The 22,973-nt window shown below is 56.9% G+C and carries 22 protein-coding genes and 1 tRNA gene; 18 read left to right on the plus strand and 5 right to left on the minus strand.

All coding sequences use genetic code 11. From position 1 onward, the window contains the following. Positions 1–151 precede the first annotated feature (151 nt). The 9 genes from argB (at position 152) to OGM67_12405 (ending at position 8,889) form a co-directional block, all read left to right on the plus strand. Positions 152–1,006, plus strand: a complete 855-nt coding sequence (gene argB / locus OGM67_12365) for an acetylglutamate kinase (GenBank protein UYJ34357.1) — start codon at positions 152–154, stop codon at positions 1,004–1,006. A 250-nt stretch (positions 1,007–1,256) separates the two neighbouring features. After that, positions 1,257–2,441: an aspartate aminotransferase family protein gene (locus OGM67_12370; GenBank protein ID UYJ34358.1), complete on the plus strand. Its 1,185-nt coding sequence runs from the start codon at positions 1,257–1,259 to the stop codon at positions 2,439–2,441. A 132-nt stretch (positions 2,442–2,573) separates the two neighbouring features. Beyond that, complete coding sequence (locus tag OGM67_12375; protein ID UYJ36233.1) at positions 2,574–3,149, plus strand: YitT family protein; 576 nt, start codon at positions 2,574–2,576, stop codon at positions 3,147–3,149. 162 nt (positions 3,150–3,311) lie between these two features. Then, positions 3,312–3,935, plus strand: coding sequence for a hypothetical protein (locus OGM67_12380; protein ID UYJ34359.1), 624 nt, complete (start codon positions 3,312–3,314; stop codon positions 3,933–3,935). 129 nt (positions 3,936–4,064) lie between these two features. Next, positions 4,065–4,967, plus strand: a complete 903-nt coding sequence (locus OGM67_12385; GenBank protein ID UYJ34360.1) for a DMT family transporter — start codon at positions 4,065–4,067, stop codon at positions 4,965–4,967. Between the two features lie 289 nt (positions 4,968–5,256). Then, entirely contained in the window at positions 5,257–6,063 is an 807-nt protein-coding gene (locus OGM67_12390; protein UYJ34361.1) for a transporter substrate-binding domain-containing protein, read from the plus strand. A 131-nt stretch (positions 6,064–6,194) separates the two neighbouring features. After that, positions 6,195–6,884 carry an amino acid ABC transporter permease gene (locus OGM67_12395; GenBank protein UYJ36234.1) on the plus strand — a complete coding sequence of 230 codons (690 nt, stop codon included), beginning with the start codon at positions 6,195–6,197 and terminating at the stop codon, positions 6,882–6,884. 13 nt (positions 6,885–6,897) lie between these two features. Then, positions 6,898–7,617, plus strand: coding sequence for an amino acid ABC transporter ATP-binding protein (locus OGM67_12400; protein UYJ36235.1), 720 nt, complete (start codon positions 6,898–6,900; stop codon positions 7,615–7,617). 165 nt (positions 7,618–7,782) lie between these two features. Beyond that, entirely contained in the window at positions 7,783–8,889 is a 1,107-nt protein-coding gene (locus OGM67_12405; GenBank protein UYJ34362.1) for an aldo/keto reductase, read from the plus strand. A gap of 246 nt (positions 8,890–9,135) precedes the next feature. On the opposite strand, the gene OGM67_12410 is transcribed toward OGM67_12405, so the two are convergent. The 3 genes from OGM67_12410 to OGM67_12420 all read right to left on the minus strand — a co-directional run bounded on the left by OGM67_12410 (position 9,136) and on the right by OGM67_12420 (position 12,427). Further along, positions 9,136–9,750 (minus strand): PBECR4 domain-containing protein, encoded by a 615-nt coding sequence (locus tag OGM67_12410; protein ID UYJ34363.1) that lies wholly within the window; start codon positions 9,748–9,750, stop codon positions 9,136–9,138. A gap of 729 nt (positions 9,751–10,479) precedes the next feature. Next, positions 10,480–12,066: a recombinase family protein gene (locus OGM67_12415; GenBank protein ID UYJ34364.1), complete on the minus strand. Its 1,587-nt coding sequence runs from the start codon at positions 12,064–12,066 to the stop codon at positions 10,480–10,482. A 10-nt stretch (positions 12,067–12,076) separates the two neighbouring features. After that, the gene (locus OGM67_12420; protein UYJ34365.1) at positions 12,077–12,427 is read right to left on the minus strand and encodes a hypothetical protein; all 351 of its coding nucleotides are present in this window, start codon (positions 12,425–12,427) and stop codon (positions 12,077–12,079) included. Positions 12,428–12,699: 272 nt separating this feature from the next. Between OGM67_12420 and OGM67_12425 the strand changes: the two genes are divergently transcribed. The 4 genes from OGM67_12425 to OGM67_12440 all read left to right on the plus strand — a co-directional run bounded on the left by OGM67_12425 (position 12,700) and on the right by OGM67_12440 (position 14,661). Further along, positions 12,700–13,044 carry a type IV secretory system conjugative DNA transfer family protein gene (locus OGM67_12425; protein UYJ34366.1) on the plus strand — a complete coding sequence of 115 codons (345 nt, stop codon included), beginning with the start codon at positions 12,700–12,702 and terminating at the stop codon, positions 13,042–13,044. After that, positions 13,041–13,886, plus strand: a complete 846-nt coding sequence (locus tag OGM67_12430) for a hypothetical protein (GenBank protein ID UYJ34367.1) — start codon at positions 13,041–13,043, stop codon at positions 13,884–13,886. The genes OGM67_12425 and OGM67_12430 overlap by 4 nt, the downstream gene beginning before the upstream one ends. A 243-nt stretch (positions 13,887–14,129) precedes the next feature. After that, positions 14,130–14,402: a type II toxin-antitoxin system RelB/DinJ family antitoxin gene (locus OGM67_12435; GenBank protein ID UYJ34368.1), complete on the plus strand. Its 273-nt coding sequence runs from the start codon at positions 14,130–14,132 to the stop codon at positions 14,400–14,402. Next, the gene (locus OGM67_12440; protein ID UYJ34369.1) at positions 14,389–14,661 is read left to right on the plus strand and encodes a type II toxin-antitoxin system YafQ family toxin; all 273 of its coding nucleotides are present in this window, start codon (positions 14,389–14,391) and stop codon (positions 14,659–14,661) included. The genes OGM67_12435 and OGM67_12440 overlap by 14 nt, the downstream gene beginning before the upstream one ends. A 639-nt stretch (positions 14,662–15,300) precedes the next feature. On the opposite strand, the gene OGM67_12445 is transcribed toward OGM67_12440, so the two are convergent. Next, positions 15,301–15,377: transfer RNA gene (locus tag OGM67_12445), tRNA-Arg, on the minus strand. A 387-nt stretch (positions 15,378–15,764) separates the two neighbouring features. Between OGM67_12445 and OGM67_12450 the strand changes: the two genes are divergently transcribed. The 5 genes from OGM67_12450 to OGM67_12470 all read left to right on the plus strand — a co-directional run bounded on the left by OGM67_12450 (position 15,765) and on the right by OGM67_12470 (position 21,786). After that, complete coding sequence (locus tag OGM67_12450; protein UYJ34370.1) at positions 15,765–16,682, plus strand: ABC transporter permease; 918 nt, start codon at positions 15,765–15,767, stop codon at positions 16,680–16,682. A 15-nt stretch (positions 16,683–16,697) separates the two neighbouring features. Further along, positions 16,698–17,747: an ABC transporter permease gene (locus tag OGM67_12455; GenBank protein UYJ34371.1), complete on the plus strand. Its 1,050-nt coding sequence runs from the start codon at positions 16,698–16,700 to the stop codon at positions 17,745–17,747. Positions 17,748–17,765: 18 nt separating this feature from the next. Beyond that, positions 17,766–18,767: an ABC transporter ATP-binding protein gene (locus OGM67_12460; protein ID UYJ34372.1), complete on the plus strand. Its 1,002-nt coding sequence runs from the start codon at positions 17,766–17,768 to the stop codon at positions 18,765–18,767. Further along, complete coding sequence (locus OGM67_12465) at positions 18,764–19,759, plus strand: ABC transporter ATP-binding protein (protein UYJ34373.1); 996 nt, start codon at positions 18,764–18,766, stop codon at positions 19,757–19,759. The genes OGM67_12460 and OGM67_12465 overlap by 4 nt, the downstream gene beginning before the upstream one ends. Before the next feature lie 299 nt (positions 19,760–20,058). Then, positions 20,059–21,786 carry a peptide ABC transporter substrate-binding protein gene (locus OGM67_12470; protein ID UYJ34374.1) on the plus strand — a complete coding sequence of 576 codons (1,728 nt, stop codon included), beginning with the start codon at positions 20,059–20,061 and terminating at the stop codon, positions 21,784–21,786. 183 nt (positions 21,787–21,969) lie between these two features. Here OGM67_12470 and argF read toward each other — a convergent pair whose 3' ends face one another. Next, on the minus strand, positions 21,970–22,956 hold the full coding sequence (gene argF, locus OGM67_12475) for an ornithine carbamoyltransferase (protein UYJ34375.1): 987 nt from the start codon (positions 22,954–22,956) through the stop codon (positions 21,970–21,972). Positions 22,957–22,973: the final 17 nt, after the last annotated feature.

Genomic DNA, 22,973 nt, shown 5'->3' on the forward strand with positions numbered 1-22,973 from the left:
GGGAAGCTGTCACCGAAGGTGACTGATGAGGGGCAAACTTCCTGCTGCAACCCGCTCATGGGCAATCGCGGCAGGCTTGCCCCTCATCCGGCCCTGCGGGGCCACCTTCCCCCCAAAGGGGAAGGCTTAGGAGAAGGGGATGGAGGAAAGTATGAAAAACGAACAAATGGCCCTGCTTTTCAGCGAGGCTACGCCTTATATTCAAAAATACCACGGCAAGACGCTGGTGATCAAGTACGGCGGCAATGCCATGGTCAACGATGAGTTGAAGCTTGCGGTCATGAACGACCTTGTCACGCTGACGCTGCTGGGCGTGCGCGTGGTGCTGGTACACGGCGGCGGGCCGGCCATCAACGATATGCTCAAAAAGGTCGGCAAGGAATCCCGCTTCGTCAACGGTCTGCGCTATACCGATGCCGAAACGATGGGCATTGTGCAGCAGGTGCTGGCCGGGCAGGTCAACAAGGATCTTGTTGCGCTGCTCAAGGGGCGTGGTGTCGGCCTTTGCGGCATGGACGGCCACATGATCATGTGTCGGCGCAAAACCGATGCCGACCTCGGCTTTGTTGGCGAGATCGAGCGGGTCAACACAACGCTGATCGACCACCTGCTGGCGGACAGCTTTATCCCGGTCATCGCCACGGTCGGCATGGACAAGAACGGCGTGCCCTACAACATCAACGCCGACACGGCGGCGGCTGAAATTGCGATTGCGCTGCACGCGGAAAAGCTCGTCAGCATGACGGATATTGTCGGCCTGCTCCGCGACAAAAACGATGAAGCGACGCTGATCCCCGAGGTCGAGCTTGCCGAGATCGAGGGCTACAAGGCAGAGGGCGTCATCGCGGGCGGTATGCTGCCCAAGATCGAGGGCATGGCGGACGCTATCCGTCAGGGCGTGCATGAGGCGGTCATCATTGACGGCCGGATGCCGCACTCGATCCTGCTGGAAATGTTCAGTGACCGAGGCGCCGGCACGATGTTTTACCAGAGAGAAAACCGGTAAATGGCTTCCCCTTCGGGGGAAGCTGTCAGCGGCCCCGCCCGCTGACTGATGAGGGCGAAGTGTTTGGCGCGGTCCCGCAAACGGGCAGCCGCAAGACACTTGCCCCTCATCCGGCCTGCGGCCACCTTCCCCCCAAGGGGGAAGGCTCCAAAGCGGGCAGCTCCGGTACACCCGCCCCTCATCCGGCCCTTCGGGCCGCCTTCCCTCGAAGAGGAAGGCTTTTGCGTATGATAAAAAGGGGGTCACCCAATTGAATACCGAAAAAGTTATTTCCCGTGATAACGACTACATCCTGCACACCTACGCCCGCAGCCCGGTTGCGCTGGTGGCGGGCGAGGGCATGGTCGCGCGGGATGCCGAGGGCAGGCAGTACCTCGACTTTACCTCCGGCATCGGCGTCAATTCGCTGGGGTACTGCCACCCCGCATGGGTGCGCGCCGTGGCCGGGCAGGCGGCTGCCCTGCAGCACACCTCCAACCTGTATTATACCGAGCCGTGCGGTGCGCTTGCGCAGGCGCTCTGCGCCCGCACCGGGCTGGATGCCGTTTTCTTCGGCAATTCGGGTGCCGAGGCCAACGAGGGTGCCATCAAGTGCGCCCGCAAATACAGCGTGGACACCTACGGCCCCGCCCGCAATAAGGTCATCACCCTCGTCAACTCGTTCCACGGCCGCACGCTGGCTACCCTGACCGCCACCGGGCAGGATGTGTTCCACCACGACTTCGGGCCGTTCCCTGCAAATTTTGACTATGTACCCGCAGGCGACTTTGCCGCGCTGGAAAAGGCCACGGATGCCGACACCTGCGCCGTCATGCTGGAACTGGTGCAGGGCGAGGGCGGCGTTGTCGCGCTCGATGCGGACTATGTTGCCAGGGTCGCGGCGTTCTGCAGGGAAAAGGACATTCTCCTCATTGTGGACGAGGTACAGACCGGCGTTGGGCGCACCGGGCGGTTTCTGGCGTGTGAGCATTTCGGCCTGAAGCCCGACATCGTCACGCTGGCCAAGGGGCTGGGCGGCGGTCTGCCGATCGGTGCGGTCGTGATGAGCCAAAAGGTGGCGGTCCATATGGGCCCCGGCTCCCACGGCTCGACCTTCGGCGGCAACCCGGTATGCTGTGCCGGTGCGCTGGCCGTGCTGGACACGATGGACGAGGCGTTTCTCGCGCAGGTCAGGGAGCGCGCCGCCCAGCTGCGCGCCGGGCTGGCCGCGCTGCCGCATGTGCAGCAGGTCAGCGGCCTCGGCCTGATGGTTGGCATTGAGCTTGCGGACGGCATCAAGGCCGCCGAGGTCCGCGCCGCCTGTGAGCGTGAGGGCCTGCTGGTGCTGACCGCCAAGACCCGCCTGCGGCTGCTGCCGCCGCTGATCCTGACCGCCGACGATGTCGCGGCGGCTCTTGCCACCCTGCGCCGGGTGCTGGAAAACACCCGCAGCTGAGGTCGCCCCCCTTGACAGCCATGGTATACTGGTTGTATTACTGCCAAGGGGGAGAAAATGGCAAAAGAAACGCTGCAACAAAAAATAAAGCGGGTGCTGGGGCGGTTCACACCGGGGCGCATCGCCATTATCATGCTGGGCACGGCGATCCTGTCCTTCGGCATCCACAACATTCACCAGCGCACCGCCATCACTGAGGGCGGCATCATCGGGCTGGTGCTGCTCATCAACCATTGGCTGGGGGTGCCGGCCTCGGTCGCCTCGCCCCTGCTGGATGCAGCCAGCTACGCGCTGGCGTTCAAGTTTCTGGGGTGGGACTTTCTGCTATCGGCGGGCATTGCCAGCGTCAGTCTGGCCGGGTTTTACCGCCTCTGGGAGTGTCTGCCCCCGATGCTGCCCGACCTGACGCCCTACCCGCTGGCGGCGGCGCTGCTGGGCGGCGCATTTGTCGGCATCGGCGTCGGGCTGATCGTGCGGCAGGGCGGCTCCAGCGGCGGTGATGATGCGCTGGCGCTCGTCATCCACAAGCTGACCGGGTGGAAGCTATCCCGCGCGTACCTTTTTACCGATCTGACGGTGCTGCTTGCATCGCTGTCCTACATTCCGGTGCGGCGCATCGCGTTTTCGCTCGTCACGGTCACGGTGTCGTCCCTCCTCATCGACTGGGTGAAGGAGTACACCCCGAAAACCGGCAAAACAAATGTGTAAAAACGGCGGGAACGCTTGTACATGGGCCGGAATTGCGGTATAATAAAGCCATTACCGCATAATTCCGGGTGCGGGTGCGGCGCAGCCTTGGCGTGCGCCCTGCCGCTGCCTGCGGGATTGCTGCGGAGATTTTCTGCAAAGCACCCAATGGAGGTTCACGATATGAAACTTACCCGCAAGCTTACGGCGCTGGCAATGGCGGTGCTGCTGGCCTTCACCCTGACTGCCTGCTCCCCCAAGGCGTGGGCGCAGGACACCGTTGTCAAGCTGGTCAAGGCGATGGGTCTGGTCGAGGAGTCCGAGGATGACGACACCGACACCACCACCAAGGCGGCTGCCGGCGGCAGCGTGGAATTTCCCGAGGGGATGGACACCAGCGCGGCCCGCGTTGTGACCTACCCGCAGGACAACACGCTGTATGTCTCCTTCAACAGCATTGCCAACCGCTCCACCGAGTATTTTGTGGCGGGCGGCGACAGCATGACAGTGACCGGCTACGCCACGACCGAGGCCAGCAGCGAGAAATATATGTACTTTAAGATCGCGTTCTGGGAGCTGAGCGACGACAAGACCAGCACCAGCTATGTGCAGGGCTCAACGATCTACTACTGTGCGGACGGCAGCGCCTACCAGTACAATGTCACCGGCCTGACCCCAGGCAAGCAGTACAAGATCACGATCAGCTACGATAACGGCAACAAGTACTATGTCACCGGCGGCCTCAAGGTCGAGGGGCTGGGCAGCGAAGAGCTGAACACCTACGGCGAGGAAAGCACAAACAGCTGATAACACATACCGCCCGCGCCGCAGATGGCCGGGCGGTATTTTTTGAAGCACAGGGAAAGTATACACAAAGAGGACGGACAGGGGACAGCCCTGCCCGGCAGGTTGTACAACGAGAGAGGATTTTACACTATGGATAAAAAACAGCTGCGCAACACACTGCTGCTGATCTGCGCCGCCTTCATCTGGGGCACGGCCTTTGTGGCGCAAAGCGTCGGCAGCGGCTACATGGGCGCATACACCTTTTTGGCCAGCCGCAGCTGGCTGGCCTGCGTCTTTCTGCTGGGGATGCTGTTTGTGCGCCGCGCCGGGCAGAAAAAGCGCGGCAGCGGCCTGCCCTTCTGGATCCACGGCAAAACGCTGGTGCTGGGCGGTATCTGCTGCGGCACGGCGCTGTTTGCGGCATCGGCGGCCCAGCAGATGGGCATCGGCACGACAAGCACCGCCAAGGCCGGTTTTATGACGGCGCTGTATGTGGTGCTGGTGCCGGTCGCGGGGGTCTTTCTGGGCAGCCGCCCCGGCATCAAGCTGTGGTGCTGCGTGGCGGTCAGCGTTGTGGGGCTGTACCTGCTCTGCCTTGCGGGGCGCGATACGCTCAGCCTGACCGGCGGCGAGTGGCAGCTGCTGCTCTGCGCGCTGCTGTTCACACTGCAGATCCTCGTGGTAAACCACTTCAGCCCCAAGCTGGACGGCATCCAGCTCAGCTTCGCCCAATTTTTGATGGTCGCAGTGCTGTCCACGATCTTTATGTTTGTCTTTGAAGCGCCGACAATCGACCAGTTCCGGAGTGCGGCGGTCTCCATCGCCTACTGCGGCATTATGTCCAGCGGCGTGGCCTTCACGCTGCAGATCGTTGCCCAGCGGGACCTTGACCCGACGATCGCCAGCCTTGCCATGTGCCTGGAAAGCGTATTCAGCGCCCTCGCGGGCTGGCTTATCCTCGGTGAGACGCTCTCTGCGACCGAGCTTTGCGGCTGTGCGCTGATGTTCGGCGCGATCGTGGCCAGCCAGCTGCCCGAGAAAAAGCGCGCCTGACCCCCTGCGGCGAGACTGTCATAAACGGCCTTGTGTGCGCTATGCACGGACAAAGTTACAAAAACACCGCAAAAATCCGTGACAGACTTTATTTAATAAAGCTATGCCCCGAATTTTGTATTGACTTTTTCAGCCGGTGTGCTATAATAAAAAGCAGGATCAGGCAGGGTGATCCGGGACGATAGCACAGGAACCACGGCGCTATTGTCCTTTTTTGTTATTCTGCCCGATGTTTGCTTTCCGCCGCGCGGCGGCGGGAAAATCTGTGGAGTGGAAAGGAAAGTGTCTCATGAAAAAACTGTTTGCACTCGGTATGGCCTCCGTCATGGCCCTCTCTCTCGCCGCCTGCGGCGGCTCCGCCTCCTCCGCGGCCTCCGGCGCTGCGGACACCTCCTCTGCGGCAACCGCCGAGGCCACCGGCAAAAAGTGGGTCGTGGCTACTGACACGGTCTTTAAGCCCTTTGAGTACACCGATGCCTCCGGCAACTTTGTCGGCATTGATGTGGATATCCTCGCCGCCATCGCCGAGGATCAGGGCTTTGAGTATGAGCTGAAGAGCCTTGGCTGGGACGCCGCCATCGCGGCCTGCCAGTCCGGTCAGGCGGACGCCATGATCGCCGGTGCCTCCATCACCGATGAGCGCAAGGCGAGCGGCTGGATGTTCTCCGACGGCTATTATGATTCCAACCAGACGCTGACCGTGCCCGAGGACTCCGACATTGCCGGCTTTGCCGACCTGTCCGGCAAGAATGTTGCCGTCAAGACCGGCACGCAGGGCGCGTCCTACGCCGAGAGCCTCAAGGACGAGTACGGCTTCACCATTACCTACTTTGAGGATTCCCCCACGATGTATCAGGCCGTTCTGGGCGGTCAGTGCGTTGGCTGCTTTGAGGATACCCCCATCATGAAGGCCTCCATCAAGGACGGCGATCTGGCCCTGAAGGTGCTGGAGGATACCGCCAGCGCCCCCGCGCCCTACGGCTTTGCCATCTTCAGCGAGGACAGCCAGGAGCTGCTGGACATGTTCAACAAGGGCCTGGCCGACATCAAGGCCAACGGCAAGTATGACGAGATTCTGGCAAAGTACCTCGGCTAAACCATGAAAAAATACGCGGGGACGCCTGTTTTTGCGGGCGGCCCCGCTTTTGCGACCCCGGGATCCCTCTTGGCCCCTGCGCGGAGAGCGGCTCTTGCAAATCCAACCCCCGAAAGGAGTTCTGCGCCTTGATTTTTAAGATTCTTGCCAACTATGGCCCGCTGCTGCTGGCCGCCATGGGCCAAACGCTGCTGCTGGCCCTGTGGAGCCTTTTCTTCGCCTGTCTGATCGGCCTGTTTGTGGGCATCCTCAGCGTTTTGAAAAGCCGCGTCTGCAACATCATCGCCACGATCTTTGTCGATATTATCCGCGGCGTGCCGATGATCGTTCTGGCGTTCTTCGTCTATTTCGGCGTGCCGATGCTGATGAACGACAACCTGAACTGGGCAGCCATGACCGGCAGCAAGTTCACCTTTACGGCGCTGCAGGCCGGCATCATCTGCCTGTCGCTGAACTGCGGCGCCTATATGGCCGAGATTATCCGCGCCGGTATCGAGAGCGTGGACAAGGGCCAGATGGAGGCCGCCCGAAGCCTCGGCCTGCCGTACTGGAAGGCGATGTACAAGGTCGTGCTGCCGCAGGCCATCCGCACAATGATCCCCTCGATCATCAACCAGTTCATCATCACCCTCAAGGATACCTCGATCCTGTCGGTCATCGGCTTCCCCGAGCTGGTCAACACCGCCAAGAATGTGAACGCCAACATAATGCGCTCGCTTGAGGTGTGGTTCATCGTCGGCGTTATGTACCTGATCGTCATCACGCTGCTGTCCCGCTTTGCCAAGCGGATGGAAAGGAGGCTCAACCGTGGCCGTCAATAAGAACAATGTAAAAATTCATGTTGAGCATCTGAAGAAGAACTTCGGCAATCTGGAGGTTCTGCGCGATGTATCGACTGATATTTATGAGGGCGAGGTCGTTGTCGTGCTGGGCCCCTCGGGCAGCGGCAAGTCCACCTTCCTGCGCTGCCTTAACCGGCTGGAGGAGATCACCGGCGGCACGGTCATCGTGGACGGCCACGACCTGACCGATAAAAAGACCGACCTGAACAAGATGCGCGAGAATGTCGGCATGGTGTTTCAGCACTTCAACCTGTTCAACAACCTCAATGTCATGGGCAACATGACGCTGGCACCGGTTGAGCTGAAAAAGGCCACCCGCCCCGAGGCTAAGGAGAAGGCACTGCAGCTGCTGGACCGCGTGGGCCTGTCCGATAAGGCCGATGCCTACCCGGCGCAGCTGTCCGGCGGGCAGAAGCAGCGTGTGGCCATTGCGCGCGCGCTGGCCATGGACCCGGACATCATGCTGTTTGACGAGCCGACCTCGGCGCTGGACCCCGAGATGGTCGGCGAGGTGCTGCAGGTCATGAAGCGCCTTGCCGCCGAGGGCATGACGATGGTCGTGGTCACCCATGAGATCGGCTTTGCCCGCGAGGTCGCAAGCCGCGTCATCTTCATGGAGGGCGGCTACATCGTGGAGGAAGGCACCCCCGATGAGGTCATCAACCACCCGAAGCAGCCCCGCACAGTGGACTTCCTGAGCAAGGTGCTGTAACACAGCAAAATACGCCAAAGCGCCCCGCACCCACCGGTGCGGGGCGTCTGTGTTAAGGAAAGCATTTCCCCGGTGTACAGAATACGGGCGGGACTTTACCGCCGCCGTATTGCGCCCGGGGCGCGGGTTTGCTACAATAAGGATAAGCGAAAGGAGCGTTTGCCAATGGAAAAAATCAAAAGGAATTTCGGCTTCGGCTGTATGCGGCTGCCCATGCAGGGCGAGGAGGTCGATCTTGCCCAGACAAAGCAGATGGTCGATGAATTTTTGGCGCAGGGCTTCAACTATTTCGACACCGCGCACGGCTACATCGGCGGCAGAAGCGAAACGGCGCTCAGGACCTGCCTGACCAGTCGTTACCCGCGCGAAAGCTATGTCCTGACCGATAAGCTGTCCGGAGGCTTTTTTGAAACCGAGGCCGACATCCGCCCGTTCTTTGCGCGCCAGCTTGCGGCCTGCGGTGTGGATTATTTTGACTTTTACCTCATGCACTCCCAAAATGCCGAGAATTTTCAGCAATTCAAGGCGTGCCGCGCGTATGAGACGGCGTTCGACCTCAAGGCCGAGGGCAAGATCCGCCATGTCGGCCTCTCCTTCCACGACCGCGCCGAGGTGCTGGACCGGATCCTGACCGAGTATCCGCAGATCGAGGTCGTGCAGATTCAGTTCAACTATCTGGATTACGATGACATCGCCGTGCAGAGCCGCAAATGCTATGAGGTCTGCCGCCGGCACAATAAGCCCGTGCTTGTCATGGAGCCGGTCAAGGGCGGCAATCTGGTCAACCTGCCCAAGGACGCCGCCGCTGTGCTGGAATCGCTGCACGGCGGCAGCCCGGCCAGCTATGCCATCCGGTTTGCGGCGGGCTTCCCCGGCATCATGATGGTGCTGTCCGGCATGAGCAATATGCAGCAGATGCGGGACAATCTCAGCTTTATGCGGGACTTTCAGCCGCTGAACGAAACCGAGCGCGCGGCCGTGTCCAAGGTGGTGGAGATCTTCCGCAAGCAGAACCTGATCCCCTGCACAGCCTGCCGCTACTGTGTAGACGGCTGCCCGCAGCAGATCGCCATCCCCGACCTGTTCGCCATCATGAACACCAAGAACATCCACCACGACTGGAACGCCGATTATTATTACGAGGATGTCCACACCCGCCCCGGCACCCGCGCATCGGACTGCATCCGCTGCGGCAGATGCGAGCAGATCTGCCCCCAGCACCTGCCCATCCGCAAGCTGCTGCAGGATGTGGCAAAGGAGTTTGAAAAGTAAGCACCGTACACAGCACCCCCGCCCGCCTTCCTTATATAAATGGAAGGCAAGCGGGGGTGTTGTGTGTAATGCGGAATGTCGGACAGTCCGAACAAAACAAAAAAGGTCACTTACTTTCGTAAGTGACCTTGTCTCTATGTTACAAAAAAGATATCCTATAAAAAGGCTTAGACAAGGCCGCAGTTTTATAAAACATTGATTTTATGACTGAAAATTCTGTATTAGAATACTGCCTCTAAAGACAGCCTATGGCAAGGGAAGATATTGATATTCTTCTGGTAGGGTAAGAGCCACCCAATCAATTTTCTTAGCTGCGTATACGATTTCTGTATAGAGCGCGTCTCCGCGCTGCTTCCGATATGTAATGACGATTCTATCTGCGCTGCCTTTAACCATGCTTCGGATATCGCCTTCCAGCACAGTGTTGGGAACAAAACGCCCCTTACCGCCATTGCGGACAAAGCCCATGCAAGCACCAACTGATCCGGCAAGTTTGTCAGTGTACAATTTCGGCTGGGATAAATTGTAATTCCCGACCATCTTAGCGGAAAGATGCTTCTGCACCAATCCGGGAAGAACGCGCATTTTCATTTCGGTTGTGCCGTCTGCTGCAAACTCAAAATCAGACTCAGACAAGCGCTTGTCGCAGCACATACTAAAAAAGTTGTTTGCACTGATTTCCTTCTTGTTCAGCTTAAAGCCTGTCATGTGCAGAAAATTGCTGCCGTCAAATGTAACTTCCAGACACCGAACGGTCTTATGCTTGTCAGTCGTAACAAATAAAAGGCTTCTTCCCGCTAGGTTTTCCTTATAGGAAGCTGCGCAGGAGAAAACGATTTGCAAGGCTTCTTTTTTCGTCATGATAAACTTCCTGTTGCATTCTATATTTTGCAAAAAGAAAGGGACACCTACAACACCGCAGTGCTGTCCGATGTCCCTTGTGGCTAGTTTTATCGTTGTCCGCCAACCGACAGGTCCTTACGCCCTGCATCGCTTTCGGGTTTTATCGTTGCCCGCCAACCACAGGTTCTTACGCCCTGCATCAGATCGGATTTTAGGTGCTAGCCCACCAGCAGAATGTCGTCTGCTTTCCTATCTATAGTATACACAAGACGAACGAAAATAGCAACAGATCTAGCAATCAATTTCATGAAATTTTTGCAAATAAACGCACAATCGACCACTGGCTTTGCCAATTTTGTGTGATACAAGAAAGTTGCCGATATTTAATTTATTGGAGTTGCCACTCTAAAAATCACCACATTGACAACTTGGATTCGAATATCTTCCTATATGCTGCAATGCGCAGCTTTTGCAATTCAAGAGGTGTTCCCTTTTTAATAATAGTCGGATATATTGTGTGAGTCTGTACAGACATAAAAAGCGCCCCACGTCTACTATAACATGAGGCGCTTACAATATAAAATAAAAAGTTAAAGCCACATCCAAATTGCTTTGAATGTGGCCTTTAACTTGTCTCTATGTTACAAAAAAGATACCCAGCCAAAAAGGATATCGTAACGATAAAAATGAGGCCGAAAGGCAATGCCTAACCATTCAGTTTATAAATAATAGTATACAGGATATCGGTCAGGATTGCAAGGGGGCTGTCACTGTGTATCCGCCGATGAATTCAATTTTGATTTCGTTGGCGGATACAACGTCTATTCGTTCGATGATTCTTGCGACAAGGATATCGGAGTATTCAGTAATACGGAAGTCGGAGTCGGTCAGTTGGAGATTCGGATTTGCGGCTTTCTGCTGGCTGGCAGTAAGTTGGTCAATTTGTTTTTGCATGGTGTCTATTTCCTCACTTGCGTGTTTTAATTTCTCGTCAAGAAAGGACGCATCGCATTCAAGGGACAAGTCCAGCAGGCGGTCAAACTCTTGCTGTGAGTCCGCAAGTTTTTGCTGTAATTTTTCCAGTTCTGTTGTGCCGCCTTGCAAATCATGCAGAATGCCGTTGATTTGCATAGCGACTTCTTCGGTGTAATTGTCGGCCAGATTTTGGATGGCTCTCAGCAGGGTCTGATGCAGGGCTTCTTCCTGCACCGAGGGTGAATTGTGGCAGAATTTTGTTCCGTAGGTGACACGGTTGACGCAGCGCCAGACGATTTCCTTTCTGCCGTGAATATTCCAAGTCACACGCTTATAAGGGCTGCCGCATTCCCCGCAATACAGCCGTTCGGAAAGGGCGTACTTGCTGTTGTACCTCCCGCGCTTTTGTTTGCGTCGGTTCGCGCAGGACTTGCTGTTGCGGCGGGCGATTTCAGCTTGCACCTCGCGGTACATCTGCTTGGTGACGATGCCCTCGTGATTGTTCTCAATGTAGTATTGTGGTAGCTGGCCGGTATTTTTCTTCGGGCCTCCAGTCAGCACATTGTCAGTAAAGGTCTTTTGCAGCAGGACATCACCGCAGTATTTCTCATTCTGCAAGATGCGTAGGAGCGCCTGCGTTGACCATGTGGTGTTGCCACGCACAGTTTTGTAACCGCCTGCTTCAACTTTGCTCTTTATGGTTTGCAAGCTGTCGCCGTGCAAGTAGCTGGTGTAAATCATCCGAATCAGTTCAGCCTGTTCGGGGATGATCTCTGGCTGGCCGTCTGCACCTTTGCGGTAGCCGAGCATCTGCGCATAGGGGAAGGAGAATCTTCCGTGACTAAATCCCATGCGCTTGCCTCTGGAAATATTCTGCGAGATGGATTCGCTCTCAGCTTGTGCAAAGGCACTCAGCACAGTAAGGAGCATTTCGGAATTCATGGTGCTGGTGTTGATGTTCTCTTTTTCAAATATGACGGTGACACCGAACTGCTTCAGTATCCGCACATATTGGATGCTGTCTACGGTGTTGCGGGCAAAGCGGGAAATTGACTTTGTAAGAATCAGGTCGATTTTGTGCTTCTTACAGTCTTGAATCATCTGGTTGAATCCGTCACGCTTTTTGGTGTGGACACCTGAGATACCATCGTCGGCGTAAATCCCGGCAAGCTTCCATTCGGGGGTGGAATTGATTTTGGCAGTGTAGAATTCCTTTTGAATTTCAAAGCTGCCCTGCTGTTCTTCTTCCTCAGTGCTGACGCGGCAGTATGCAGCAACGCGAAGCTTGGTGCGGGATGCCGTGCTTTTGGAAGCTTTCCTGTTGGGCTGAATGACGATGATTCTTCTCTCGCGGTTCATGGGATTCTCCTTATACGACCATTCCGTTTATAAGTTTCAACTGAATGGGAGTGGTTCTGTGCAAAACTATTTTGTCTGCAATGGCATGGTACAGCTTCGTGTCAAACGTATCGCAGGGCGGTGCAGCAGCGAGGGCTTCTTTAATGCGCAGCGTCATGGGGTCAGCTTTTCCGGCTGTGCAGCAGAGATATTGCGTATCTGCGCGAGAAAGGACGCTTTGGATAAGTGATGCTGCATCAAATTCCCCGGCGGATAACATTTCATCGATTTCTGCTTGCTGCTTTTCGGCTTCAATGGATACTGTGTTGTGTGACAGCGGCTGGTCATTGATGCTGTCAGGATTATCCTGTAAGCGTTTCATTGTGGTAGCGATGCTTTGCAGGAGAATATCCGGCGCAATTTGGACGGAGAATGCTGCGCAGTGGCGGCAGCGCCATCGATGGCCTTTCGTCTGCCATTCCAGTCTGCTGTTGCAGTCGGGGCAGATAATGTCACCGCGAATATCCTTTAAGGCTTCTGTGTAAGTGGGGGCTTTTCGCTGGCACAGGACTTGCGCTTTTTGAAATAAGGTATATTCGACAATGGGCGGATACCTGTCCTTTCCGCAGTATCATCAAAGACAACTGCCAGATTTTGCTCAACACGTTTGTATCGCCGTCGGCCCAGGACACCGCTACCAGCATATCCAAAATGCTGGGCGACGAAACCATTTTGACCGGCTCCTCCTCTCGATCTGACGGCAAGACCACCAGCAGCCATCAGCTGATGGGCCGTCCTCTGATGTCCCCTGCTCAGATGGTGCGCATCCAGCGTGACACATGGATTGTCGAAAAAGCCGGGTATGCCCCCATGAAAACCCATCTGGAAGGCTACTGGAAATACTTGTCTTTGGCTCCCCAGGAGCAGGATTCCACCGGCGAGAACGACTATCTGGAAATCAAACTACTCAGCACGGAACAGGGAGTGACTTTTGCATGAAGATGGTGTTCATCAAATTCAAGCCGGATGGCAAAGAATACGGGTTCGGCGTGCCGGAGGACTACAAAGGCAGCGCCGGGCTGAAGCCTGGCAGCTGGGTGCGGGTCCCCGTCCCGGGGTGTCGCAAAAAGATGCTGCGGGTGGTGGTGCGCGTTGCCGAGACCGCAACGCCGCCGGAAGGGTTGAAGATGATCGGCTACTCCGGGCGGCAGATTGCGCAGACTGCAAACAAAAAAGCCCGCCGCGCCGCACATCAGGGCGGTATCATCTACCTGGCAAAAAAGGCCAAAGCCGAAAAGCGGGCCATGCTGGGCGGCAGGCCGATAGACCTGGCCTGGGAGGCAGAAAAAGCGGCCTGGATTGAGGACGATCTGGACATTGAGCCGTATCTGGCCAAGGGGTACAACACCGACGAGGGCCTGCCCAAGCTCACCGAACTGCGCCTGGGGATGCGCATGGGCTTTGATGAAAGCAGCTACGATGACCCGACCTTGCCGCTGCACATCATCAAGAAGCGCCGCGTCCATCAGCTGCGGGATTGGGCCAGAGAGCAGGGCTTGTTGCCGCCCATGTACTACGAGGACCCTGTTCACGGCATCGACAAAAACCAGTTGCGGGAACTGCTGATCGGTATTGCCAACGGCATTATGCCGGACACCTACGGCCTAAAGCTCATCAAGCTGCACAAGTGCGGTCCCCGTGTCTTGCGTGAAATGCGCCTGTGCCGCGAAGCCGGTATGACCGGCAAAGAAATTCGCCCCTATTGGGCGCTGGGGGTCAAAAAACTGCAAGAGGTTCGCGCCGCATTCCTAGCAGAAAAGGAAAAAGACGACGGCCAATGATACAGCCCGGGCTGGCGCTGTAAGGCGCTTTGTGCCTATTAGGCACAAAGCGTTTTAGTCGCCTTGCCGTTATTTTTTTCATCAAGATTTGCAGAGCTGTGTGTCGAACAATCACGCCCGAAAATATAGTGGAGCGAGCAGGAAGCGGGAAAAAAACATGCAAGCATTGTAAATAAATATATTGACATCGCGCGCAATGTCTGCTATAATAGTTACAGAATCAAGGAAAGGAGATTGCACTGTATGGCGAACATCAACATCAATATCCGCATGGATTCCGACTTGAAGCAGCAGTTCGAGGCTTTTTGCAATGATGTTGGCATGACGATGACAACGGCATTTACCGTTTTTGCGAAAAAGGCGGTCCGGGAATATCGAATCCCCTTTGAGATTGGAGCCGAAGTTCCGAACGCCGAAACGAAAAAGGCAATTGAAGACGCCAGAAAAGGTATTGGAATGAGTAAGGCTTTTTCTTCCGTAGAAGAACTCATGGAGGATTTGAATGCTGACGATTAAGTATCAGGCCGCCTTCAAGAAAGACTACAAAAGAATTGTAAAGCGCGGCTATGATATGCGCCTGCTGGAAAAGGTGATCGAGCTGCTGGCCAACCAGAAACCGCTGCCAGAGAAGAACCGGGATCACCAACTTTCCGGGGACTATGCGGGATGCCGCGAATGTCACATCACCCCGGATTGGTTGCTGATCTACGAAGTAGCCGATGAGGAATTGATTCTGTACCTCACCAGAACCGGCTCACACAGCGATCTTTTCTAAATTCTATTATGCAGAAAAAAAGAAAGCCAAGCGGCTTTCGTCGCTTGACTTCCTTTTCGAATCTGCTTATAATAGTCCCGATAAGAACTCCACCCTGGAAGCCACCTTCAAAATCTGGCAACCAGTAACCACAAGGCTAAAAATGACGCAGCGTTGTGGGGTAACGTGGTACTAAGCAATACAATCTGTGTTGCATATCTGTATGGTTATAAACCAATTTCCGTTTGGTTTATCGCCTAAACAGTTTACAATACAGTTTGGCCTTTGTCAAGGTACAACAGACCCCCACCGTTGTGAAATGGTTGGGGGTTTTTATCGTTGTACCTTGAAAATCGAATATGTTGTTCCTGTGAGAAGTATTTACTTCTTTTGTACTGTGGTCGGCCTCAGAAGCCGCTGGGATGCAACAGACCCCGCCATCAAGTACAACCCCCATAGGCAGAAACCTCCCAGCCGGGATGCTGGGTCGGGGGAAAGCGGGAGAACACCCGCTGGCAGGAACACTATGGAAACACGCTTTTTTCTGATTTTCAAATCGGATTAACAGCGGTGACTGTATGGGTTGCCGCTGTTTGTGCGCTTTGAAAAAAGCGATACAAACAAAAATGCACCGAGGCATCTCTGCCCCGGTGCGGTGCTTGGTGCGCCGGAAGAGACTCGAACTCCCGACCTTCTGATTCGTAGTCAGACACTCTATCCAGCTGAGCTACCGGCGCATATTCTCTTGTGCGTTCCGCTCGAGAACGTGTTTTATTATAGCGTCATCCGGGGAGAAAGTCAACCCTTTTTTTCAAAAAACTTTGAAAAAAAGGCAAATGGGCAACTTGCCCTAAATTTTGCGGGGCGGGGGAGAGCATTTCGGCCATTTGTCGTTGATTGTTGGGGTGCAGAGAATTGACAAATACTTTGCAACATTTTATAATAAAATAAATTCTTGGATATTGGCGATGGCGTTTGCGGGCCGCAGCCGCCATCGACTTTTTTATTCTTCAATGTGTGCGCCGTACACGAACAAGCGTGTGCGTACAGCGCGGGATAGGGAAGGATTGACCCGGAATTGACCCCAATTTGTATTCCAATAAGAAACGGAGTGGCACTAAACCATGGCGAAGTACATCGTCAAGCGCGTGGCAATGGGCATTTTCAGTGTGTTCATCGTTGCGACCCTTACCTTTTTCATCATGAACCTGGTCCCCGGCGGTCCGTTCGTGGCTGAAAAGTCCATCAGCAAGGCAGCCCAGCAGGCTCTGGCCGAGAAATACGGTCTGGACAAGCCCCTGGGGGTGCAGTACCTTAACTATATGAACAGCCTTGTCCACGGCGACATGGGCCTGAGCTTAAAGCAGCGCGGCCGTACCGTCAACCAGATCATCTTCTCTAAGCTGCCGGTCTCTGCCCGCACCGCCGGTCTGGCCGTGCTGGTAGCACTCTGCGTCGGCATCCCGCTGGGCTGTCTGTCTGCGTATAACCGAGGGAAATGGGCTGACAACCTTATTATTGTCTTTGCCACCTGCGGCATCGCCATCCCGAGCTTTATCTCCAGCGTTGTGCTTTTGTACACCTTCGGCATGAACCTCAAGCTGCTGCCCACCGTCGGCCTGAACGAGCCTGCGGCCTACATCATGCCGGTCACGGCGCTGGCAATCTATCCCACCGCCTACATCACCCGCCTGATGCGCTCGAGCCTGCTCGATGTCATGGGGCAGGACTACATGCGCACCGCCCGCGCCAAGGGTGTTTCCAGCGTGAAGATCCTCTTTAAGCATGCGCTGCGCAACGCCATTCTGCCCGTTGTCACCTATGTCGGCCCGATGCTGGCCGGCTTGATGACCGGCTCCTTCGTGGTCGAGAAGATCTTCTCGATCCCGGGTCTGGGCCGCGACTTTGTGTCCGCCATCACCAACCGTGACTACACAATGATCATGGGCACCACCATTCTGCTGGCCGCCCTCGTCATTGTGGCCAATGTGGTCGTTGATATTCTGTACAAGATCATCGACCCGCGCATCAAGCTGAAGTAAGGAGGAGCAGACAAAATGGAAAATCTGAAAAAGAATCCGTTGAGCCTGCAACTCAACGTGGAGGATTTCGCCCCCGCATCCAACGAGGAGAAAAAGAGCCTTGTCATCATGCGCGAGAGCGTCAACTTCTGGAAGGACGGCATGCGCCGTCTGCGCAAAAACAAGATCGCCATGGTCAGTCTGGTCGTCATCCTGCTGATCGCTTTCATGGCCTATGTTCTGCCGTCCCTGTGGCCCTACAGCTATGAGCTGCAGATCAAGGGCAGCAACAACCTTGCTCCGTTTGAGTATTCTGCCGCTGAGCAGAAGCTCATCGATGCGGGTGAGAAGGTCTTTCCGCATATTCTCGGCACCGACCGTATGGGCCGTGACTTTGCCGTGCGTGTCATGATGGGAACCCGCGTCTCCCTGTCCGTCGGCCTGCTGGCCTCTGTGCTGGTCCTGCTCATCGGCGCGACCTACGGCGCCATCTCCGCATTTGCGGGCGGCTGGATCGATAACATCATGATGCGCATCACCGATATTCTCTACACCATCCCCGACATCCTGCTCATCATCCTGCTGGCCATGGCCATCAAGGAACCGCTGGAGAGTCTGGCCACCAAGCCCGGCTTCGGCTGGATGCAGAAGCTCGGCCCCAACATGGTGTCGATCTTCATCATCTTCGCGCTGCTGTACTGGGTCGGCATGGCGCGTATCGTCCGCTCTCAGGTCCTGACGCTCAAGGAGAGCGAGTATGTCACCGCAGCCCGCGCACTCGGCGCGTCCGGCGGCCGCATCATCAAGAAGCATCTGCTGACGAACTGCATGGGCACCCTGATCGTCACCACCACCCTGCAGATCCCGTCCTCCATCTTTACCGAGAGCTACCTGAGCTTCCTCGGTCTGGGCGTTGCGGCGCCCATGCCGTCTTTGGGCTCGCTTGCAACCGATGCCGTCAAGGGCATGAACACCTACCCCATGCTGCTGATCGCGCCCGCGCTGATGATCAGCATCATGATCCTTGTGTTCAACCTGTTCGGCGATGGTCTGCGCGATGCTTTTGACCCGAAACTGAAGAGCTAAAGGAAGGGAGGAAGAATCATGAGCGAAAAAATTCTTGAGATCAAGGACGAACGCCTGTCCTTCTTCACCCCCGCCGGTGAGGTCAAGGCGCTGAACGGCGTTTCCTTCAGCATGAATCAGGGCGATGTGCTGGGCATTGTCGGCGAGTCCGGCTCCGGCAAGTCTGTCACGGCCTACTCCATCATGGGCCTGACCGCCTACCCCGGCCGTCTGGTCGGCGGTACGGTGTGGTTCAACGGCCACCAGATCGACAAAATGACCGAGAAGGAGTTCCGCAAGATTCGCGGCAATGAGGTTTCGATCATCTTTCAGGACCCGATGACGAGCCTGAACCCGGTGTACACCATCGGCAACCAGATCGTTGAGGTCATCCTGCTGCACACCAAAAAAACCAAGCAGGAGGCGTGGGCCCGCGCTAAGGAGCTGCTGGAGCTGGTCGGCATCAACGAGCCGGAGCGCCGCCTGAAGCAGTACCCGCATGAGCTGTCCGGCGGTATGCGCCAGCGCGTGATGATCGCCATTGCACTGGCCTGCGAGCCGAAGCTGCTCATCGCCGATGAGCCGACCACCGCGCTGGATGTGACCATTCAGGCACAGATCCTTGAGCTGATGAACGACCTGCGCCACAAGCTGGGCATGTCGATCATCATGATCACCCATGACCTCGGTGTTGTTGCCCAGATGTGCGAGAAGATCGCCGTCATGTACGCCGGCCACATCGTTGAGTACGGCACGACCGATGAGATCTTCTACAACCCCCAGCACGAGTACACCAAGGGCCTGATCAACTCGATCCCCAAGCTGAACGCCGAGGAGAAGGAGCGTCTGGTGCCCATTGAGGGCCAGCCCGTTGACCTGCTCAACCCGCCGGCCGGCTGCCCCTTTGCGCCGCGCTGCAAGAGCTGCATGAAGGTCTGCCTGAACAAGATGCCGCCCAAGACCGAGTTGAGCGACACCCACTACACCTATTGCTGGCTGCGCCAGAAGGAAGAATTTGAGAAAGGAGGCAAGGCCGAATGAGTGAGCAGAAGAATCTGGTCGAGGTACAGCACCTGCAGCAGTATTTCCCTGCCGGCGGCGTGGGCAAGAACAAGCAGTATGTGCAGGCTGTCGATGATGTAAGCTTTGCCATCCGCAAGGGCGAGACTCTGGGTTTGGTCGGCGAGTCCGGCTGCGGCAAGACCACCACCGGCCGCACCCTGCTGCGTTTGTATGAGCCGACGGACGGCACCATCATCTATGACGGCAAGGTGCTGTTTGACAAGAAAAAGAAGATCGCGGTGGACATGCTGCCCTACCGCCGCCGTATGCAGATCGTCTTTCAGGACCCCTACGCGAGCCTTGACCCCCGCATGACGATCGGCGACATCGTGGGCGAGGGCATCGACATCCACCACCTGTGCGCCAACGCCAAGGAGCGCCACGACAAGATCATCTCCCTGCTGGAGCGTGTCGGCCTGAACAGTGAGCATGCCAACCGCTACCCGCACGAGTTCTCGGGCGGTCAGCGTCAGCGTGTCGGCATCGCCCGTGCGCTGGCTGTGGACCCGGAGTTCATCGTCTGCGATGAGCCGGTCTCCGCGCTGGATGTCTCGATTCAGGCGCAGGTCGTCAATATGTTTGAGGATCTGCAGCAGGAGATGGGGCTGACCTACCTCTTTATCGCGCATGACCTGAGCGTTGTCAAGCATATCTCCAACCGCATCGGTGTTATGTATCTGGGCAAGCTGGTCGAGCTGGCCGACAGCTTTGAGCTGATCGCCCACAGCGTCCACCCCTACACCCGCAGCCTGATCTCGGCCATTCCGGTGGCTGACCCTGTGACGGCCCGCCAGAGCCACCGCATTGTGCTGCAGGGCGATGTGCCCAGCCCGCTGAACCCGCCGAGCGGCTGCCGCTTCCGCACCCGCTGCCCCTACGCCGATGAGCGCTGCGCCGCCGAGGTGCCCGAGTTCAAGGAGGTCAGCAGCGGCCACTGGGCGGCCTGCCACCATCTGGATAAGGTAAAGTAAGAATCTGTCCGCCGACTGACTTCACTTGGCCTGAGACTTATACTTATACAGGGCGGCTCACCGCGGCCGCCTTGTGCTTTCACCAAAAATGTGCGCGACAGAGAAACATTCATTTGTGTGTCACAGAATTGTACGCGAGTGGAACACAAACGGATTTTCTATCAAAACAGTTACAAAAGTTACAGAACACTTGCAAATGCCGCTTTAGGGTGGTAAAGTATAAATATTCACTCCGTTGGGGGCTGCGCCCCCGAGGGGGATTGGGTATAAAAGTATAATGAATTTGGAGGGTATTCCACATGAAGATGAAGAACATTGCTGCCGTGGCTATGGCCGGCTGCATGGCTGCTTCTCTCGCTGCCTGCGGCGGCTCTGCAAGCTCCGCAGCCTCCACCGAGACCAGCACCGCTGCATCCACCGAGGCTGCCACCGGCGAAGAGAGCACTGGCACTGCCAACGGTTTCACTGTCGAGTACGGACCTAACCCCGAGACTCTGGACCCCGCGCTGAACAGCGCAATCGACGGCGCCAACACGCTGATCACTGTCTTTGAGCCGCTGCTGCTCATCGATCAGAACAACGAGGTCATCCCCGGTCAGGCTGAGAGCTACACTGTCAGCGATGACGGTCTGGTCTGGACCTTCACGATGCGTGACGGCCTGAAGTGGAGCGATGGCTCCGACCTGACCGCGAAGGACTTTGAGTACTCCTTCAAGCGTCTGGCCGCGCCCGACACCGCTGCCCCCTATGCCGAGACCGTTGTCGGCATGATCGACGGCTATGAGGATGCCGTCGGCAACCCCGATGCAGGCGGCAACATGACCACCGAGCCTGACTTCGACGCCCTGAATGTCGTTGCCAGCGAGGATGGCAAGACCCTGACCGTCACCCTGAGCTACCCCTGCGCTTACTTTGACAAGCTGGCTGCCTTTGCCGCCATGAGCCCTGTGCAGCAGGCCACTGTTGAGGCCAACGGCGATGCATGGTGCACGCAGCCCGACACCTACGTCTGCAACGGCCCCTACATGATCACCGATTGGGTCCCCTCCGAGCGTATTGTTCTGTCCAAGAACCCGAACTATGTCGGCGGCTGGGATTCCTCCAAGATCGTTTCCGACACCATCACCCTGCTCCTGCTTGAGGATTCCAGCGCCGCCTACGCCGCTTACAACAGCGGTGAGGCACAGCTCGTCAAGGATGTTCCCACCGATGAGATCCCCAGCCTGACCAAGGCTGAGGACGGCGGGGACTTCTATGTTGACACCATCCTGGGCACCTACTATGTCAGCCTGAACGACCAGAAGGAGCCGTTCAACGATGTCAATGTCCGTAAGGCTCTGAGCCTCGCCATCGACCGTGACTATGTTGCCAACACCATCATGCAGGGCACCTACACCCCCGCTTACAATCTGGTCGGCCCCGGCATCGTCGATGAGAACGGCATGTTCTACGACAACGCCAACGGCGGCAAGACCTACATCAGCGAAGACTACGAGGCCAACCTTGAGGCTGCCAAGCAGGCTCTGGCCGATGCCGGCTATCCCAACGGCGAAGGCTTCCCCGTCATCGAGTACAGCACCAACGATGCCGGTTACCACACCCCCGTTGCTGAGTATCTGCAGCAGGCCTGGGGCGAGCTGGGCATCACCGTGAACATCAACAAGGTCGAGTGGGCCAGCTTCACCCCGCTGCGCCGCGCCGGCGACTATGACGCTTCCCGTAACGGCTGGGTCATGGACTACAACGATCCCTCCAACATGATCGAGCTGTTCACCACCGGCAACGGCAACAACGATGGTAAGTACTCCAACGCTGACTTTGATGCCGCAGTCGAGGCTTCCAAGGTTGCTGACAAGAGCGTCCACTTCCAGAAGCTGCATGAGGCTGAGGACATCTTGATGAATGATTACGCCTGCATCCCGGTGGCCTACTACAACGACTTCTGGCTGCAGAGCCCCTCTCTGAAGGGCACCTGGCACAGCCCCTACGGCTACTGGTACCTGCAGTACGGCTATGTTGAGGAGTAATTCCTTATAAAGAAAAGGCACATCCCGCGCTGGGATGTGCCTTTTTTGTTTGCGCGGCTTCCCCTGCGGGGGAAGCTGTCAGCGGCTCCGCCCGCTGACGGATGAGGGGCGGACTCTCCGCAGCCGCCCCTCTCCCAATCTAACTTCGCTCGGCCACCTTCCCCGGGGGGAAAGGCAAGGAAGTTACGCGCCTAAGGTTGCCGCCATGACAGCTTTGATCGTGTGCATACGGTTCTCGGCCTCCTGAAAAACGATGGACTGGCGGCCGGTGAATACCTCGTCCGTTACCTCCATTTCGGCGCGGCCGAACCGCTCGCCCATTTCCCGGCCAATGGCGGTCTTGTGGTCGTGGTAGGCCGGCAGGCAGTGCATAAAGACGGCGGTGCGCTTGGCCTTGGCCATCAGCGCGGCGTTGACCTGATAGGGGGCCAGCGCGTTGATGCGCTCCTCCCATACGGCGGTCGGCTCGCCCATGCTGACCCACACATCGGTGTAGACGGCATCGGCCCCGGCTGCGGCATCCGTGTCCTCGGTCAGGGTGACGCTGCCGCCGCTCAGGCGGGCAAACTCCTCACAGCGGGCAACAAGCTCGGGGTTCGGCCAGTAGGCCTTCGGCGCGCAGGCCACAAAATGCAGGCCCATCTTGGCGCAGCCGATCATCAGGCTGTTGCCCATGTTGTAGCGGGCGTCACCCATGTAGACGAGCTTTAGCCCCTGCAGGCTGCCGAAGCGCTCGCGCAGGGTCAAAAGGTCGGCCAGAATCTGGGTGGGGTGGTACTCGTTGGTCAGGCCGTTCCACACCGGCACGCGGGCGTGCAGCGCCAGCTCCTCCACGATCGACTGGCCGTAGCCGCGGTACTCGATGCCGTCAAACATGCCGGAAAGCACCTCGGCTGTGTCGGCGATGGATTCCTTTTTGCCGATCTGGCTGCCGGTGGGGTCCAGATAGGTCGTGCCCATGCCCAGATCGTGGGCGGCTACCTCAAACGCGCAGCGGGTGCGGGTGGAGGTCTTTTCAAAAATCAGCGCAACATTTTTGCCGCGCAGCGTGTCATGGGGGATGCCGGCCTTCTTTTTAGCCTTCAGCTCGGCTGCCAGCTCCAGCAGGCCGCCGATCTCTGCGGGGGTAAAGTCCAGCAATGTCAAAAAATCATGCCCTACGAGGTCCATATTCATTCTCCTTTTAA

It is taken from the genome of Oscillospiraceae bacterium (assembly GCA_025757985.1).
Classification (GTDB): Bacteria; Bacillota; Clostridia; order Oscillospirales; family Ruminococcaceae; genus Gemmiger.

Coding starts and splice junctions, on each gene's coding strand:
- argB (UYJ34357.1), top strand. CDS start 152: ATGAAAAACGAACAAATGGCCCTGCTTTTCAGCGAGGCTACGCCTTAT.
- OGM67_12375 (UYJ36233.1), top strand. CDS start 2,574: ATGCTGGGCACGGCGATCCTGTCCTTCGGCATCCACAACATTCACCAG.
- OGM67_12380 (UYJ34359.1), top strand. CDS start 3,312: ATGAAACTTACCCGCAAGCTTACGGCGCTGGCAATGGCGGTGCTGCTG.
- OGM67_12385 (UYJ34360.1), top strand. CDS start 4,065: ATGGATAAAAAACAGCTGCGCAACACACTGCTGCTGATCTGCGCCGCC.
- OGM67_12390 (UYJ34361.1), top strand. CDS start 5,257: ATGAAAAAACTGTTTGCACTCGGTATGGCCTCCGTCATGGCCCTCTCT.
- OGM67_12405 (UYJ34362.1), top strand. CDS start 7,783: ATGGAAAAAATCAAAAGGAATTTCGGCTTCGGCTGTATGCGGCTGCCC.
- OGM67_12410 (UYJ34363.1), bottom strand. CDS start 9,750: ATGACGAAAAAAGAAGCCTTGCAAATCGTTTTCTCCTGCGCAGCTTCC.
- OGM67_12415 (UYJ34364.1), bottom strand. CDS start 12,066: ATGAACCGCGAGAGAAGAATCATCGTCATTCAGCCCAACAGGAAAGCT.
- OGM67_12420 (UYJ34365.1), bottom strand. CDS start 12,427: ATGAAACGCTTACAGGATAATCCTGACAGCATCAATGACCAGCCGCTG.
- OGM67_12430 (UYJ34367.1), top strand. CDS start 13,041: ATGAAGATGGTGTTCATCAAATTCAAGCCGGATGGCAAAGAATACGGG.
- OGM67_12435 (UYJ34368.1), top strand. CDS start 14,130: ATGGCGAACATCAACATCAATATCCGCATGGATTCCGACTTGAAGCAG.
- OGM67_12440 (UYJ34369.1), top strand. CDS start 14,389: ATGCTGACGATTAAGTATCAGGCCGCCTTCAAGAAAGACTACAAAAGA.
- OGM67_12450 (UYJ34370.1), top strand. CDS start 15,765: ATGGCGAAGTACATCGTCAAGCGCGTGGCAATGGGCATTTTCAGTGTG.
- OGM67_12455 (UYJ34371.1), top strand. CDS start 16,698: ATGGAAAATCTGAAAAAGAATCCGTTGAGCCTGCAACTCAACGTGGAG.
- OGM67_12460 (UYJ34372.1), top strand. CDS start 17,766: ATGAGCGAAAAAATTCTTGAGATCAAGGACGAACGCCTGTCCTTCTTC.
- OGM67_12465 (UYJ34373.1), top strand. CDS start 18,764: ATGAGTGAGCAGAAGAATCTGGTCGAGGTACAGCACCTGCAGCAGTAT.
- OGM67_12470 (UYJ34374.1), top strand. CDS start 20,059: ATGAAGATGAAGAACATTGCTGCCGTGGCTATGGCCGGCTGCATGGCT.
- argF (UYJ34375.1), bottom strand. CDS start 22,956: ATGGACCTCGTAGGGCATGATTTTTTGACATTGCTGGACTTTACCCCC.